Source organism: Streptomyces sp. NPDC090741 (assembly GCF_044769045.1).
GTDB lineage: Bacteria > Actinomycetota > Actinomycetes > Streptomycetales > Streptomycetaceae > Streptomyces.
Genome location: NZ_JBIVXF010000020.1, coordinates 120,967 through 136,304, shown reverse-complemented (window position 1 = coordinate 136,304; position 15,338 = coordinate 120,967). Strand labels below are relative to the sequence as shown.

Below are 15,338 nucleotides of genomic sequence, written 5' to 3'. Positions count from 1 at the left end.
GATCAGAGTGACGAGCAGCGAACGAGTTCCACCGCTGTTCGGGCATTCGCCTGGTGTGGCGCCCTAGGGCTCCCCGCCGGTCCGTATCCGACAGTTCGACATCCGAGGTGACGTAGGCGTGGCTCTTCCGCCCCTTACCCCTGAACAGCGCGCAGCCGCGCTCGAAAAGGCCGCCGCGGCTCGCCGGGAGCGGGCCGAGGTGAAGAATCGACTCAAGCACTCCGGCGCCTCGCTCCAAGAGGTCATCAAGACGGGCCAGGAGAACGACGTCATCGGCAAGATGAAGGTCTCCGCCCTGCTGGAGTCGCTGCCTGGCGTGGGCAAGGTCCGCGCCAAGCAGATCATGGAGCGCCTCGGCATCTCCGAGTCCCGGCGTGTCCGAGGTCTCGGTTCCAACCAGATCGCGTCTCTGGAGCGTGAGTTCGGCACTCCTGCCGGCTGACGCGTTGCCTGAAGTTCTCCCGGCGTTCTCAGGCAGTCCCGAGAAGCTGGATAATCGCTCTATGGCAGCAGAGGTTCGTCCGCGGCTGACCGTGCTCTCCGGCCCCTCGGGGGTCGGCAAGAGCACGGTCGTCGCGCATATGCGCAAGGTCCACCCCGAGGTATGGCTCTCGGTGTCGGCCACCACCCGCAAGCCGCGGCCCGGTGAGCGACACGGAGTCCATTACTTCTTCGTCAACGACGACGAGTTCGACAAGCTGATCGCCAACGGCGAGCTGCTGGAGTGGGCCGAATTCGCGGGCAACCGCTACGGCACACCGCGCGGCGCGGTGGTGGAACGACTGGAGAACGGCGAGCCCGTTCTCCTGGAGATCGACCTCCAGGGCGCGCGACTCGTCCGCGAGTCCATGGCCGAGGCCCAGCTCGTCTTCCTCGCGCCGCCGAGCTGGGACGAGCTGGTCCGCCGGCTCACCGGCCGCGGCACCGAATCGGCCGAGGTCATCCAGCGCAGGCTGGAGACCGCCAAGGTCGAGCTGGCTGCCGAGTCCGAGTTCGACACCACCCTGGTCAACACCTCCGTCGAGGACGTGGCGCGCGAGCTGCTAGCCTTGATGGAAGTTGTCTGATCGTTGATCGATGTTCATTTCGATCAATGCTTGATCATTCACCCATTCTTCGGAAGGTAGAGCGTGTCCTCTTCCATCACTGCGCCCGAGGGCATCATCAACCCGCCGATCGACGAGCTGCTCGAGGCCACGGACTCGAAGTACAGCCTCGTGATCTACGCGGCCAAGCGCGCGCGTCAGATCAACGCGTACTACTCGCAGCTCGGTGAGGGCCTGCTCGAGTACGTCGGCCCGCTGGTGGACACCCACGTCCACGAGAAGCCGCTTTCGATCGCGCTGCGCGAGATCAACGCGGGTCTGCTGACCTCCGAGGCCATCGAGGCCCCGGCCCAGTAAGGCACCGAGAATTCCTTTCACCACAGGCCCGGCAGAACATCTGCCGGGCCTGTGGTGTGTCATAGACACGTACGACGATCAGCGATAGGGGCGTGTGTGGTGGGTAAGCCGAAGGTCGTGCTCGGAGTCAGCGGCGGGATCGCCGCGTACAAGGCGTGCGAGCTGCTGCGCCGGCTCACCGAGTCCGGGCACGAGGTGCGGGTCGTCCCCACGGCGGCGTCCCTGAACTTCGTGGGCGAGGCCACCTGGGCCGCGCTCTCCGGGAACCCGGCGGGCACCGAGGTCTGGGAGACCGTCCACGAGGTCCCGCACGTCCGCATCGGGCAGAGCGCCGACCTCGTCGTCGTCGCCCCCGCCACCGCCGACATGCTCGCCAAGGCCGCCCACGGCCTCGCCGACGACCTGCTCACCAATACGCTGCTCACCGCGCGCTGCCCGGTGGTGTTCGCCCCCGCCATGCACACCGAGATGTGGGAGCACCCCGCCACCCAGGAGAACGTGGCCACGCTGCGCCGCCGCGGCGCCGTCGTCATCGAACCCGCCGTCGGCCGGCTCACCGGCAAGGACACCGGCAAGGGGCGGCTGCCCGACCCCGAGGAGATCTTCGAGGTGTGCCGCGGGGTCCTGGCGCGCGGGGTGGCCGAGCCCGACCTGGCCGGCCGGCACGTGGTGATCAGCGCGGGCGGCACGCGGGAGCCGCTCGACCCGGTCCGCTTCCTGGGCAACCGCTCCTCCGGCAAGCAGGGCTACGCCCTGGCCCGCACCGCCGTCGCCCGTGGGGCCCGGGTCACTCTCGTCGCGGCCAACACCGCCCTGGCCGACCCGGCCGGGGTGGACGTCGTACGGGTCGGGACGGCCGTACAGCTGCGTGAGGCCGTGCTCAAGGCGGCGGCGGACGCCGACGCCGTGGTGATGGCCGCGGCCGTGGCCGACTTCCGGCCGGCCGCCTACGCGAGCGGCAAGATCAAGAAGAAGGACGGGCAGGATCCGGCCCCGGTGGAGCTGGTGCGCAACCCCGACGTCCTCGCGGAGATCTCGGCCGACCGGGCCCGGGAAGGCCAGGTCGTGGTCGGTTTCGCCGCCGAAACGGACGACGTGCTCGCGAACGGGCGCGCCAAACTGCTCCGCAAGGGGTGTGATCTTCTCGTCGTGAACGAGGTCGGCGAAGCCAAGACCTTCGGTTCCGAGGAGAACGAGGCGGTCATCCTGTCCTCCGATGGGACGGAGGCCCCGGTTCCCTACGGTCCGAAGGAGGCCCTGGCGGAGGCGATTTGGGATCGGGTCTCTCCGCGACTCGCCCCCCGACGCGCCTGAGCGACGACTCTTCTCGTAGCCGATTCCATGAGCCAGAATGGAGTGCCGCAGGTCACATGGCTCCCATTGGGCGAGACAGGTGGTCCGGTAAACGGTGGCGACCGATAAACTGCACACTCGGAACGTGATCGGGCGCAGCCCCCGGTGTGGTTCCGCCAAATGATCAGCCAGCAGCCGCTGCAACCCCAGGGAGCGTTGTGTCCCGTCGCCTGTTCACCTCGGAGTCCGTCACCGAGGGTCACCCCGACAAGATCGCTGACCAGATCAGCGACACGATCCTCGACGCACTTCTCACCGAGGACCCGACCTCGCGTGTGGCCGTGGAGACCCTCATCACCACCGGTCTCGTCCACATCGCCGGTGAGGTGACGACGAAGGCGTACGCGCCGATCGCGCAGCTCGTCCGCGACAAGATCCTCGAGATCGGCTACGACTCCTCGAAGAAGGGCTTCGACGGCGCCTCCTGCGGCGTGTCGGTGTCCATCGGCGCGCAGTCCCCGGACATCGCGCAGGGCGTCGACACCGCGTACGAGAAGCGGGTCGAGGGCGACGAGGACGAGCTCGACAAGCAGGGCGCCGGCGACCAGGGCCTGATGTTCGGCTACGCGTGCGACGAGACCCCCGAGCTCATGCCGCTCCCGATCCACATCGCGCACCGGCTCTCGCGCCGCCTGTCCGAGGTCCGCAAGAACGGGACCATCCCGTACCTGCGCCCCGACGGCAAGACCCAGGTCACCATCGAGTACGACGGGGACAAGGCCGTCCGCCTCGACACCGTCGTCGTGTCCTCGCAGCATGCCTCGGACATCGACCTGGACTCGCTGCTCGCCCCGGACATCCGCGAGTTCGTCGTCGAGCACGTGCTCGCCCAGCTCGTCGAGGACGGCATCAAGCTCGACACCGAGGGCTACCGCCTGCTGGTCAACCCGACCGGCCGCTTCGAGATCGGCGGCCCGATGGGCGACGCCGGCCTCACCGGCCGCAAGATCATCATCGACACCTACGGCGGCATGGCCCGCCACGGCGGCGGCGCCTTCTCGGGCAAGGACCCGTCCAAGGTCGACCGCTCCGCCGCGTACGCCATGCGCTGGGTCGCCAAGAACGTGGTCGCCGCCGGCCTCGCCTCGCGCTGCGAGGTCCAGGTCGCGTACGCCATCGGCAAGGCCGAGCCCGTCGGCCTCTTCGTCGAGACCTTCGGCACCGCCAAGGTGGAGGTCCAGAAGATCGAGGACGCGATCGGCCAGGTCTTCGACCTCCGCCCGGCCGCGATCATCCGCGACCTCGACCTGCTGCGCCCGATCTACGCCCAGACCGCCGCGTACGGCCACTTCGGCCGCGAGCTGCCGGACTTCACCTGGGAGCGCACCGACCGCGTGGACGCGCTGCGCGCGGCCGCCGGCCTGTAGGAACACGCAGGACCTGCGGTAACGGGCAAGCCCCGCTGTACGGACGGCCCCGGACCCCTGTGGTCCGGGGCCGTCCGTTGTCGGTGGGGTTTGGTAAGAATGCGGGTGTGAGCAGCACGAACGAATCCGGGCAGCGGAGCGGGGACGAGAGTCCCGGCGGTCCGCCGGAGCAGCTCGCGCTGATGCGGGAGATGGTCGCCGAGGCGAAGGCCAAGGCCCCCAAGGCCAAACCGCGCACCTGGCGCGGCGCCGCCCTCGCCAAGGAGCTGCCGGTCGCCCGGATCCTGGTCAACAAGGGCGTGCTCCACCTCGATCAGCTCTGGGACTACGCCGTTCCCGAGGAGCTCTCCGAGGCCGCCCGGCCGGGCGTCCGCGTCCGGGTCCGCTTCGGCGCCGGCTCCCACCAGGTGCACGGCGGCCGCCGCGAGGGCGGCGGCCTCATCGACGGGTTCATCGTCGAGCGCCGCGCCGAATCCGACTACAACGGCGTCCTGGCCGCCCTCGCCCACGTCGTCTCGCCCGAGGTCGTGCTCACCCCCGGCATGCTGGCCCTGGCCCGGGCCGTCGCCGACCGGTACGCCGGCAGCCTGGCCGACGTACTCCAGCTCGCCCTGCCCGCGCGCAGTGCCCGCGCCGAGGCCAAGCCCTCACCCGAGCCGCTGCCCCCGCCCGCCGCGCCCGAACCGGGCGGCTGGGCGCGGTACGGCTCCGGCCCCGCCTTCCTGCGGGCGCTGGCCACGGGCGGTGCGCCGCGCGCCGTATGGACCGCCCTGCCCGGCCCCGGCTGGGCCGACGAGCTGGCCCGGGCCATGGCCGCCACGCTCGCCTCCGGCCGCGGCGCCCTCGCCGTCCTGCCCGACGGGCGCACCGCGGCCCGGGTCGACGCGGCGCTGACCGCCCTGCTCGGCGAGGGGCGGCACGCGCTGCTGACCGCCGAGTCCGGTCCCGAGAAGCGCTACCGCCAGTGGCTCGCCGTGCACCGGGGCTCGGTGCGGGCCGTCATCGGCACCCGGGCCGCGATGTTCGCGCCCGTACGGGACCTCGGGCTGGTCGCCGTCTGGGACGACGGCGACTCCAGCCACAGCGACGACCACGCGCCGTTCCCGCACGTACGGGAGGTCCTGGAGCTGCGCGCCGTCGGCGACGGCTGCGGATTCCTGGCCGGGAGCACCAGCTGCACCGTGGAGGCCGCCCAGCTGGTCGAAACGGGCTGGGCGCGGCCGCTCGCCGCCGACCGCGAGACGGTACGGGCCTGCGCGCCCCGGATCCGGACCGTGGGCGACGAACTCCTGGCCCGGGACGAGGCGGCCCGCGCCGCCCGGCTGCCGAGCCTGGCCTGGGAGACCGTACGGGAGGGACTGAAGTCCGGGCCCGTGCTCGTACAGGTGCCCCGGCGCGGCTATGCGCCGCGGCTGGCGTGCGAGCGCTGCCGCGCCCCCGCCCGCTGCAAGGTCTGCGCGGGGCCGCTGGAGGCCCCCGACGCGCGGGAGCTGCACTGCGGCTGGTGCGGACGGCAGGAGAGCGCCTGGCACTGCGAGGAGTGCGGGTCGTTCCGGCTGCGCGCCCAGGTGGTGGGCGCCCGGCGGACGGCCGAGGAGCTCGGGCGGGCCTTCCCGGCCGTGCCCGTACGGACTTCGGGGCGCGACCACATCCTGGACGAGGTGCCGGACCGGCCCGCGCTGGTGGTGTGCACCCCGGGAGCCGAGCCGGTCGCGGCCGGCGCCGGGTACGCGGCGGCGCTGCTGCTGGACGGCTGGGCGATGCTGACCCGGCCCGACCTGCGGGCCGGGGAGGACGCGCTGCGCCGGTGGATCGCGGCCGCCTCGCTGGTCCGCGGGGAGGGGCAGGTCGTCGTGGTCGCGGAGCCGACGCTGCGGCCGGTCCAGGCCCTCGTGCGGTGGGACCCGGTGGGCCATGCCGTACGGGAGCTCGCGGAGCGGGCCCAGCTCGGGTTCCCGCCGGTGTCCCGGATGGCGGCCGTGGCCGGTCGGGGCGAGGCGGTGGAGGCCTTCCTGGCCGGAGCGGGGCTGCCGCCGGACGCGGAGGTGCTGGGCCCGGTGCCGGTGCCGGGGCGGCGCGGGGAACCCTCGCCGGGGGATCGGGCCCTGGTCCGCGTCCCGCCCGGCAGCGGGGCGGCGCTGGCGGCCGCCCTGAAGTCGGCCCAGGCGGCCCGGCTGGCCCGCGGAGTCCCGGCGGCGGAGTCGGTCCGCGTGCGGATCGACCCGCCGGACATCGGCTGAGGGGTGCTGGAGTCAGCCCCGCCGGCGTTTCGAGGCGACGGGCGCGGAGCGCCCGTACGGGGGCCCGGGGCACCGTCCCGGGGCAACGGTGGAAGGGCGGTAGGGGACATGCCCCGCAGGGCCGCCGCCCCCGGCGCCGGGGCCGTCAGGGGGCGGCTGCCCCGGCCCGGTGCAGCCGGACGCCCCCGCCGGGACGGGGTGTCCCGCCGGGGGCGGTGGTCGGCGGGCCGGCCGTCGGAGGTCGGCGTCCCGACGCCCGGCGGCGGATCAGCCGTTGCGGGGGCCCGGGAAGGCGGCCGCGGAGCGGGACGGGGCCGCGGCCTGGGACTCCTCGCGCAGCGGCTGCGGCGGCACCGAGCGGGCCGCCGGGACCGTGGGCAGCGGCCCGAGGGTCCGCGTGGTCGTGCCCTCGGCCGGCTGCTCCGCGGACTCCGCGGTCTGGGCCCGCCGGGCCCCGTACCGCCGGTGCACGGCCTGCTTGGTGACGCCGAGCGCGGAACCCACCGCGTCCCACGAGAAGCCGAGCGAGCGGTCGAAGTCCACCGCTGCGGTCACCAGCGTCTCGACGCTGTCCCGCAGCTCCTGCGCGAGGCGGACGGTGGGCGCGGGGGCCCTGCCATAGACGACGAAGCCCGTGGAGGGACCGGAGCGGCGCGGGCGGTACACATTGCCGAGCTGGGCGGTGAGCGTACGCAGAGCATCCACCTGCCGGCGAACCCGCTCGATGTCCCGCACCAGGAGATGCAGGCTGGCCCGTGCTTGGGCGTCGTGGGTGGCGTGGTCGGCCATGAAGAAGCCTCTCGAACCGGTGCTGAAGAGCGGATCGGGCCGCAGACACCGATCTCATCGCGCGGCCCGGTTTCGGTCAATCTCTCTTGACCAACGCGCCAAACGGCACTGAAGTCACGCACCGGGGGCGTGTCGGCATATGCGAGAGGCGCGCGTGTGTGCGTACGCCCCCTGACGGGCCGTCCGGGACCCCTGGGGCGGGCCCTGGGGCGGGCCCCTGAGGTGCCCGCCCACGGGCCGGGCGCCCCCAACGGCGCCGGGAACATAGACTGGTGTGCTGCTGACAGCCGAGATAGCGAGGTAGGACCCCAGTGAAGCTCGTCTTCGCAGGCACCCCCGAGGTCGCCGTGCCCGCCCTGGACGCCCTCATCGCCTCCGGGCGGCACGAGGTCGCCGCCGTCGTCACCCGGCCCGACGCACCGGCCGGCCGCGGCCGCCGGCTCGTCGCCAGCCCGGTCGCCGAGCGCGCCGAAGAGGCCGGCATCGAGATCCTCAAGCCCGCCCGGCCCCGCGACCCGGAGTTCCAGGCCCGGCTGCGCGAGATCGGCCCGGACTGCTGCCCGGTCGTCGCGTACGGGGCGCTGATCCCCAAGAGCGCCATCGAGATCCCCCGGCACGGCTGGGTCAACCTGCACTTCTCGCTGCTGCCCGCGTGGCGCGGGGCCGCGCCCGTACAGCACTCGATCATGGCGGGGGACCAGGTCACCGGCGCCTCCACCTTCCTCATCGAGGAGGGCCTGGACTCCGGGCCCGTCTACGGGCACCTGACCGAGGAGATCCGCCCCACCGACACCAGCGGCGACCTGCTCACCCGCCTCGCCTTCGCCGGCTCCGGCCTGCTGGCCGCCACCATGGACGGCATCGAGGACGGCACCCTGCGCGCCGTCGGGCAGCCCGCCGACGGCATCTCGCTCGCACCCAAGATCACCGTCGAGGACGCCCGCATCGACTGGAACGCCCCGGCGATGCGCGCCGACCGCCTGGTGCGCGGCTGCACGCCCGCGCCCGGCGCGTGGACCGTCTTCCGCGGGGAGCGGCTCAAGCTGATCTCCGTCGGCCTGGTCACCGACCGCACGGACCTGGCGCCCGGAGAGCTCTCCCCGGGCAAGAACAACGTGTACGTCGGCACCGGCTCGCACGCCGTGGAGCTGCTCTGGGTGCAGCCCCAGGGCAAGAAGCCGATGCGCGGCGCCGACTGGGCCCGCGGGGTGCGGATCGCTGCCGGCGAGCGCCTCGGCGCCGCGGACGTAGGCTGATCCGTACCGGTGTCCCCGTCGGACACCGGCCCGCCGCCGCCGGCGGCACCCCGTACGTCGGCGCCACCTCGTAGACCCCGTAAACCCGGAGCACCTTTCACGTGAGCGATCAGTCCCGTCCCCCGCGCAGCGCCGCAGGCCAGCGGCAGGCCAAGCCGTACCGCCGCCCCAAGAAGGACCCCGTCCGGCTGCTGGCCTTCGAGGCCCTGCGGGCGGTGGGCGAGCGCGACGCGTACGCGAACCTCGTCCTGCCCCCGCTGCTGCGCAAGGCCCGCCAGACGGAGGGCTTCGAGGCGCGGGACGCGGCGCTGGCCACCGAGCTCGTCTACGGGACGCTGCGCCGCCAGGGCACGTACGACGCGGTCATCAAGGCCTGCATCGACCGGCCGCTGCGCGAGGTGGACCCGCCGGTGCTGGACGTGCTCTCGCTCGGCGCCCACCAGCTGCTGGGGACCCGGATCCCGACGCACGCGGCGGTGTCGGCCAGCGTGGAGCTGGCCCGGGTGGTGCTCGGGGACGGGCGCGCCAAGTTCGTGAACGCCGTGCTGCGCAAGATCGCCGCGCACGACCTGGACGGCTGGCTGGAGCGGGTGGCCCCGCCGTACGAGGAGGACGCCGAGGAGCACCTCGCGGTGTACCACTCGCACCCGAGGTGGGTCGTCAGCGCCCTGTGGGACGCCCTCGGCGGCGGCCGGGCCGGTATCGAGGACCTCCTCGAAGCCGACAACGAGCGGCCCGAGGTCACCTTGGTGGCGCGGCCCGGGCGGTCCACGTCCGAGGAGCTGCTGGCGGCGGTCGGCGAGGACTCGGCGCTGCCGGGGCGCTGGTCGCCGTATGCCGTGCGCATGGCCGAGGGCGGCGAACCGGGCGCGCTGGAGGCGGTCCGCGACGGGCGTGCGGGCGTCCAGGACGAGGGCAGCCAGCTGGTGGCGATGGCCCTCGCGGCCGCGCCGGTCGAGGGGCGCGACGAGCGCTGGCTGGACGGCTGCGCGGGACCCGGTGGCAAGGCGGCCCTGCTGGGCGCGCTGGCGGCGCAGCGCGGGGCGTTCCTGCTGGCCTCCGAGAAGCAGCCGCACCGGGCGCGGCTCGTGGAGCGTTCCCTGGCCGGCAATCCCGGTCCGTACCAGGTCATCGCGGCGGACGGCACCCGCCCGCCGTGGCGGCCTGGCTCCTTCGACCGGGTCCTGATGGACGTCCCCTGCACCGGGCTGGGCGCGCTGCGCCGCCGCCCGGAGGCCAGGTGGCGGCGACGCCCGGAGGACCTGGAGGGCTTCGCCCCGCTCCAGCGCGCGCTGCTGCGCGAGGCGCTGTCGGCGGTCCGGGTGGGTGGCATCGTGGGCTACGCGACCTGTTCGCCGCACCTGGCCGAGACCCGGGTCGTCGTGGAGGACGTCCTGCGCGGCCGCGGCGCGGGCGCCTCGCCGGTGGACGCCGAACTGATCGACGCCAGGCCGTACATGGGGGGCGTCCCGGCCCTGGGCGACGGCCCGGACGTACAGCTGTGGCCGCACCTGCACGGGACGGACGCGATGTACCTGGCACTGATCCGCCGCACGGGGTAGGGGGCGGGGCCGGGGAGTTCGGGGAGACGCACGGTGCGTCCCGCGCGAGTCGGACCTCCGACCACGTCTTCGCGGCCACGGCCCAGAACGACCTCATCAACGTCGCCCCGCCCCCGGCCCGGGCCCCGCTCGGCCCGAAGTCGTACTGGGATCTTTTCGACGACCACACGATCGTCCACGGGACGGACCCGACGTCCGACGACTTCGGCGGCGTGGTCTTCGACGTCCCCGCCGGGAAGCCTCCGGGCGCGAACTGGGACGTGATGCCCGCGCACTCCCAGTACTGGGACGAAAAGCCCCTCGGCAGCCTGGCGAAGATCGTTACCGGAGGACGACCGTGAAGCTACGCAAAGCAGTCCCGGCTGCCGCACTGCTGGCCATGACGATCATGGTGACCGCGTGCGGGGCGCAGGGGGACGGACAGAAAACCGGCGGCAAGGCACCGAAGCAGGTCACGATGAACGAGCAACAGGCGATCGACCGGGCAGAAGAAATCATTCACCAGGCGGTGGACGGCATGTCCCCCCAGCCGACGCTGGAGCGCATGGGCAACGCGCCCGTCGGCGCCTGCATCGCCAGGGACGACCACGGCCCAGACGACCGCGTGCAGGTCACCCTCGTCTACAAACTGACCGGCGTTCCGGGGTCCGAGGCCCAGAACCTCGTGCGGCAGGCACGGGACGCCTGGCTGAAGCAGGGCTACAAGTACAACACCTCGGGCGAGGTCGACTGGGCCAGCCCCTTTCCGACGGTCTACATGCGTACGGAGCCCGACGACTTCTGGATGGACGCCGTGACCGGCGTCATGGACCGCGCCAAGGGCGAGGGCGTCGCCTCCGTCAAGGTGACATCGCCCTGCTTCCTCCCGCCCGCCGGGTAAGGCCTCGGCGGCGACCGCGGCCGATCCCGCCGAGCTGGAGGCCCCGCGGATCGACGAGCCCGGGCGGGACCACGCCGTCGGCCACTCCAGCCGGATCTACGACGCGCTGGGGGTCGGGTCGGCGCCCACGCAGCCCGGGGAAGGCCTCAGCACGGTCCGGGACGAGTCCGGGACCCCGGTCCACCACACCTGGTCGACCCCGCCGCTGCCGGAGGACGAGAGGGTGCGGGCCGTGGCCCGCGCGCAGGCGTACTTCCAGAGCGCGGGATGGAACGGTTGACGCCCCCCCCCGATCTCGAAGGGTGCGTTAACTGTTCTCCATGATCACTTAAGTCTGGCTACGCAGGCCCCGACTTCCGGGGTCGTGGCCGGAACTGTGCCACGGCATGGCAGGCTTGGGGGCATGGCCGCTCAGATTTATCCCAGCATCCTGTCCGCCGACTTCGCCCGACTCGCCGAGGAGGCGAAGGCCGTCGAGGGGGCCGACTGGCTGCATGTCGATGTCATGGACAACCATTTCGTCCCGAACCTCACCCTCGGCGTGCCCGTCGTGGAGTCCCTGAGCCGTGCCACGGACATCCCGCTGGACCTGCATCTCATGATCGAGGACCCGGACCGCTGGGCCCCGCAGTACGTCGAGGCCGGCGCCGGATCGGTCACCTTCCACGCCGAGGCCGCCGCCGCGCCCGTGCGCCTCGCACGGGAGATCCGGGCCAAGGGGGCGCGGGCGTCCATGGCGCTCAAGCCCGCCACGCCGATCGAGCAGTACGAGGACATCCTCCCCGAGCTGGACATGCTGCTGATCATGACGGTCGAGCCCGGCTTCGGCGGCCAGCCCTTTCTCGACATCATGCTCCCCAAGATCCGCCGTACCCGGGAGCTCATCGCCAAGCACGGCCTCGAGCTGTGGCTCCAGGTCGACGGCGGGGTCTCGGCCACGACGATCGAGCGGTGCGCGGAGGCCGGCGCCGACGTGTTCGTCGCGGGGAGCGCGGTCTACGGGGCCGTCGACCCGGCCGCGGCCGTACGTACGCTGCGGGAGCAGGCGGACGTCGCGATCGCCGCGGCGCCCTGGGCTTGCGACCACTGAAACGAGAGTTGGTGAACAGCTCGGTGAACGGGAGCTGTCCAGGCTGATCAACGGCCGCCGGATCTGACAGGATGAACGGCGAGTCGAGAGTGTGAACAGCAGTGAGGAGAACGCGGTGTCTGCAATGTCGGCGGGACGGTCAGCCCTGCGGATGGGACCCGCGGAGCTGGTGCAGGCGGCGGCCATGGCCCGCCGCTTCTACCTGGAGGGCAAGTCCAAGATCCAGATCGCCGAGGAGTTCGGCGTGAGCCGCTTCAAGGTGGCCCGGGTCCTGGAGACCGCCCTTGAGCGCGACCTCGTACGGATCGAGATCCGGGTGCCGGCCGAGCTCGACGCGGAGCGGTCCGACGCGCTGCGGGCCCGGTACGGGCTCCGGCACGCGGTGGTGGTCGAATCCCCGGCCGACGCGACCGAGGACGCGCCGGATCCGGAGAACCTGGGCGCGGTCGCCGCCGACCTGCTCGGCGAGCTCGTCAACGAGGGCGACGTACTGGGCCTGGCGTGGGGGCGCTCGACCATCCACATGGCCGCCTCCCTGCACCGGCTGCCGCCGTGCACTGTGGTGCAGCTGACGGGCGTGTACGACGCCGGTACGGCCGAGCGCGGGTCCGTGGAGGCTGTACGGCGGGCCGCCCAGGTCTCGGGCGGCGACGCGCACCCGATCTACGCGCCGATGCTGCTCCCCGATCCGGCGACCGCGGCCGCGCTGCGCAGCCAGACGGGGATCGCCCGGGCCTTCGAGTACTTCGACAAGGTGACGGTCGCCGCGGTCTCGATCGGGTCGTGGGAGCCGGGCATCTCGACCGTCCACGACATGCTCACCGACGAGGAGCGGGCGCACTACGCCTCGCTCGGTGTCGCGGCCGAAATGTCCGCCCACCTGTTCGACTCCGAGGGGCGGCGCGTCGGGCGGGACCTGGGCGAGCGGTGCATCACCGTCGAGGCGGACCGGCTGCGGCGGATCCCCGAGGTCGTGGCCATCGCGGGCGGGCTGCGCAAGGCCTCCGCGATCGGGGCGGTGCTGCGGTCCGGGCTGGTGACCAGCCTGGTCACCGACACGGCGGTGGCGGACTACCTGCTCACCGAGTCGGAGCCGGGACTGCGGCCGGCGCTGGAGCGGGCCGACCCGGACGACTGAGTCCTCGGGTTCTTTTGCGGATCGTGTGCGGCACCCCCGCGCCGCCGCCCTGCCCGGGCCCGGCGCGGGCCCCGGGGCGGGCCCCCGGGTGGATGGTGCCGCAATTGAGATCCGAACGGCGGCCTCTGCGGGGGGCTGTGGGGCGCATACTGGTCTCAATGACAAAGTCAGCAGTACCTCGCCGCCATTTGCCGTCCAGCCCGTTCAAGGCCCCCGTGGAACCGCCGCTCCGGCAGTTCAGCGTCGGCGACCGGGTCTCTCACGATGAGCACGGCCTCGGCCGTGTCGTCGGTATCGAGGAGGGGATCGCTGTCCTGGTCGACTTCGGATCGGTCCAGAAGAGAATCCTGAGTCCCTACACCAAGATGTCCGCGCTCTGAGGCTGTCGCCGCCGCGGTTACCGTCACCGCGCGATTCGCGAGCGAATCGGATATTTGGCACGATCGGTGCATGATCTTCAGGGACGTGCCCCGGTCGTTGCTGCGTCTGGTCGTGGGGGCGGTGTTCCTGTGCGCTGCGCTGGTCGGCGTGGCGGGGTGTGGTGGGGAGAAGGCCGCGCCGTCCGCCGCCGCCTCGGCGTCGGCTTCCGTACCGGGTTCCGCTGTTTCCGGGCCGCCCGCTTGGGCCAAGGGGATGGCGACCGTACGGGCGGACGCGCTGCCGTCGCAGGCGCGGGACCTGCTCGTGCTCATCGACAAGGGCGGGCCGTATCCGTACCGGCAGGACGGGACCGTGTTCGGGAACTTCGAGAAGGCCCTGCCGAAGCAGAAGAGCGGGTACTACCACGAGTTCACGGTGAAGACGCCGGGGGAGCGCGACCGCGGGGCGCGGCGGATCGTGACCGGTGAGGGTGGGGAGTTCTACTACACGGACGACCACTACGACACCTTCAAGGCGGTCCTGCGATGACCCTGGATCCGCGGCCGCTCGGGCCGGCGCTGGCCGCCGCCGAGGAAGCGGGCTGGACGACGCTCCGGGTGGACCTGGCCGGCGTACGCAGCAAGACCGAGCTGATGCGGCGGTGGGGGGCGGCGCTCCGGGTGCCGTCCTGGTTCGGCGGGAACTGGGACGCGTTGGCCGATGCGCTGATCGACCTGTCGTGGTTGCCGCGGGCCCCGGGGCGGTTGGTGGCGGTGACGTCCTGGCGGTCGTACGCGCAGGTCCGGCCGGGGGACTGGGAGACTTTGCAGGAGATCCTGGAGCAGGCCGTCGAGTTCTGGCGCGAGGGCGCCGACGGCGCCGACGGCGAGTTGACCGTGCTGCTCGCCGAGGCTCCGGGCGGGCCGCCCGAGGGGACCGTGCACGAGCCGTCCGGACGCTGAGCCGCAGCGGGACGGACATGGCCGTGGGGGGCGGGGACCTCGCCCCCGCCCCCCCACAGGGGACTAGCTCTTCGGGATCCACGGGGGTGTTTGGCCCCAGGACCAGACCGGGATCTTGGCCGCGTCCACCGGTGGGGGTTCGGGGCCCGAGTAGATCAGGGCCATGCGGGTGCCCCACTCGATGTAGTACGCGAACACCGCGCGGAATTCGGGGTCCGCCGGGAGGCCGACCTCGTCCGCCGTGTCCATCAGCAGGTCCACCCAGCGGCGGCGCTGCTTCTCGGTGATGCCGCGGCCCAGGTGCTTGGTGGCCATGTGCTGGTGGCCGCCGTGGTGGGCCGTGTACTCCGCCGGGCCGCCGAAGACCTCCGACAGCCAGACGGCGACGTGCTGGGGGTGCTCCGAGTCCATGCCCGCGAAGACCGGGGCCAGGATCTCGTCCTGCAGGGCGTGCGCGTAGAAGGCGTCGGTGAGGCGGTTCATCGCCTCCGCCCCGCCCATCCACTCGTAGATGGTGGGAGTGGTGCCGGGTGTGGTGCTCATGACTGGGGCGCGGCCTTTCCGGGGCCGGCCACGTCGGTGACGCGGTAGTGCTGCATCTCCTCGATGGCCTTCACGTACGGGCGGATCGCGCTGAAGAACGCCGGGAAGTGCTCCCCCTTGCGGAATCCGTTGAGGTGGGCGTCGACCGACGTCCAGCGGATGCGGAGGATGTAGCGCTCCCGGTCGTTCTCCTCCTCGCAGCGGGCCAGCTCGTAGTCGATGCACTCGGGTGACGCGGCCAGGGCCTCCGCGGCCTGCCGGTACGAGTCCTCGAAGGCCTGCTGGTCGTCCAATGCGATCCGGTAGCGGATGTATTCGACGGTGGTGGTCATGGGGCGTGCCTCTCCCTGTGATCGGGTGCCGGTCGGCTCGCTGTCAGACTTGCGTGATCATGC

18 protein-coding genes are annotated in these 15,338 nt (G+C 72.5%); 15 read left to right on the top strand and 3 right to left on the bottom strand.

Going from position 1 to position 15,338, the window contains the following annotated elements:
• Window positions 1-118: 118 nt before the first annotated feature.
• From ACIQU4_RS37325 to ACIQU4_RS37300, 6 genes are all read left to right on the top strand, one after another.
• Window positions 119-442 carry an integration host factor gene (locus ACIQU4_RS37325; protein ID WP_008740406.1) on the top strand — a complete coding sequence of 108 codons (324 nt, stop codon included), beginning with the start codon at window positions 119-121 and terminating at the stop codon, window positions 440-442.
• Between the two features lie 61 nt (window positions 443-503).
• A complete protein-coding gene (gene gmk / locus ACIQU4_RS37320) occupies window positions 504-1,067 on the top strand; it encodes a guanylate kinase (protein ID WP_403740711.1) in 564 nt (187 codons plus the stop codon).
• Window positions 1,068-1,130: 63 nt separating this feature from the next.
• Window positions 1,131-1,403 (top strand): DNA-directed RNA polymerase subunit omega, encoded by a 273-nt coding sequence (rpoZ, locus tag ACIQU4_RS37315; protein ID WP_004948662.1) that lies wholly within the window; start codon window positions 1,131-1,133, stop codon window positions 1,401-1,403.
• Between the two features lie 99 nt (window positions 1,404-1,502).
• Window positions 1,503-2,717: a bifunctional phosphopantothenoylcysteine decarboxylase/phosphopantothenate--cysteine ligase CoaBC gene (coaBC, locus tag ACIQU4_RS37310; RefSeq protein ID WP_403740708.1), complete on the top strand. Its 1,215-nt coding sequence runs from the start codon at window positions 1,503-1,505 to the stop codon at window positions 2,715-2,717.
• Between the two features lie 197 nt (window positions 2,718-2,914).
• A complete protein-coding gene (gene metK / locus ACIQU4_RS37305) occupies window positions 2,915-4,123 on the top strand; it encodes a methionine adenosyltransferase (protein WP_030873691.1) in 1,209 nt (402 codons plus the stop codon).
• Window positions 4,124-4,230: 107 nt separating this feature from the next.
• The gene (locus ACIQU4_RS37300; RefSeq protein WP_403740704.1) at window positions 4,231-6,363 is read left to right on the top strand and encodes a primosomal protein N'; all 2,133 of its coding nucleotides are present in this window, start codon (window positions 4,231-4,233) and stop codon (window positions 6,361-6,363) included.
• 267 nt (window positions 6,364-6,630) lie between these two features.
• On the opposite strand, the gene ACIQU4_RS37295 is transcribed toward ACIQU4_RS37300, so the two are convergent.
• The gene (locus ACIQU4_RS37295; RefSeq protein ID WP_403740702.1) at window positions 6,631-7,152 is read right to left on the bottom strand and encodes a hypothetical protein; all 522 of its coding nucleotides are present in this window, start codon (window positions 7,150-7,152) and stop codon (window positions 6,631-6,633) included.
• Window positions 7,153-7,463: 311 nt separating this feature from the next.
• Between ACIQU4_RS37295 and fmt the strand changes: the two genes are divergently transcribed.
• The 9 genes from fmt (at window position 7,464) to ACIQU4_RS37250 (ending at window position 14,400) form a co-directional block, all read left to right on the top strand.
• On the top strand, window positions 7,464-8,408 hold the full coding sequence (fmt, locus tag ACIQU4_RS37290; RefSeq protein ID WP_403740700.1) for a methionyl-tRNA formyltransferase: 945 nt from the start codon (window positions 7,464-7,466) through the stop codon (window positions 8,406-8,408).
• 101 nt (window positions 8,409-8,509) lie between these two features.
• Window positions 8,510-9,970, top strand: a complete 1,461-nt coding sequence (locus ACIQU4_RS37285; protein WP_403740697.1) for an RsmB/NOP family class I SAM-dependent RNA methyltransferase — start codon at window positions 8,510-8,512, stop codon at window positions 9,968-9,970.
• Window positions 9,910-10,311 carry a hypothetical protein gene (locus ACIQU4_RS37280; RefSeq protein ID WP_403740694.1) on the top strand — a complete coding sequence of 134 codons (402 nt, stop codon included), beginning with the start codon at window positions 9,910-9,912 and terminating at the stop codon, window positions 10,309-10,311. Before ACIQU4_RS37285 ends, ACIQU4_RS37280 begins: the two co-directional genes overlap by 61 nt.
• Entirely contained in the window at window positions 10,308-10,850 is a 543-nt protein-coding gene (locus tag ACIQU4_RS37275; RefSeq protein ID WP_403740691.1) for a hypothetical protein, read from the top strand. The genes ACIQU4_RS37280 and ACIQU4_RS37275 overlap by 4 nt, the downstream gene beginning before the upstream one ends.
• Before the next feature lie 403 nt (window positions 10,851-11,253).
• A complete protein-coding gene (rpe, locus tag ACIQU4_RS37270; RefSeq protein ID WP_387290687.1) occupies window positions 11,254-11,940 on the top strand; it encodes a ribulose-phosphate 3-epimerase in 687 nt (228 codons plus the stop codon).
• A gap of 124 nt (window positions 11,941-12,064) precedes the next feature.
• Window positions 12,065-13,078 carry a sugar-binding transcriptional regulator gene (locus tag ACIQU4_RS37265; RefSeq protein ID WP_385582103.1) on the top strand — a complete coding sequence of 338 codons (1,014 nt, stop codon included), beginning with the start codon at window positions 12,065-12,067 and terminating at the stop codon, window positions 13,076-13,078.
• 158 nt (window positions 13,079-13,236) lie between these two features.
• Window positions 13,237-13,458: a CarD family transcriptional regulator gene (locus tag ACIQU4_RS37260; protein WP_030157491.1), complete on the top strand. Its 222-nt coding sequence runs from the start codon at window positions 13,237-13,239 to the stop codon at window positions 13,456-13,458.
• A 70-nt stretch (window positions 13,459-13,528) separates the two neighbouring features.
• Window positions 13,529-13,987: a ribonuclease domain-containing protein gene (locus tag ACIQU4_RS37255; protein WP_403740688.1), complete on the top strand. Its 459-nt coding sequence runs from the start codon at window positions 13,529-13,531 to the stop codon at window positions 13,985-13,987.
• The gene (locus tag ACIQU4_RS37250; protein WP_403740686.1) at window positions 13,984-14,400 is read left to right on the top strand and encodes a barstar family protein; all 417 of its coding nucleotides are present in this window, start codon (window positions 13,984-13,986) and stop codon (window positions 14,398-14,400) included. Before ACIQU4_RS37255 ends, ACIQU4_RS37250 begins: the two co-directional genes overlap by 4 nt.
• Window positions 14,401-14,463: 63 nt before the next feature.
• Here ACIQU4_RS37250 and ACIQU4_RS37245 read toward each other — a convergent pair whose 3' ends face one another.
• Together ACIQU4_RS37245 and ACIQU4_RS37240 are read right to left on the bottom strand one after the other, a co-directional pair.
• Window positions 14,464-14,943 carry a group II truncated hemoglobin gene (locus ACIQU4_RS37245; RefSeq protein ID WP_403740683.1) on the bottom strand — a complete coding sequence of 160 codons (480 nt, stop codon included), beginning with the start codon at window positions 14,941-14,943 and terminating at the stop codon, window positions 14,464-14,466.
• Window positions 14,940-15,275: a putative quinol monooxygenase gene (locus ACIQU4_RS37240; RefSeq protein ID WP_030157498.1), complete on the bottom strand. Its 336-nt coding sequence runs from the start codon at window positions 15,273-15,275 to the stop codon at window positions 14,940-14,942. The genes ACIQU4_RS37245 and ACIQU4_RS37240 overlap by 4 nt, the downstream gene beginning before the upstream one ends.
• Window positions 15,276-15,338 lie beyond the last annotated feature (63 nt).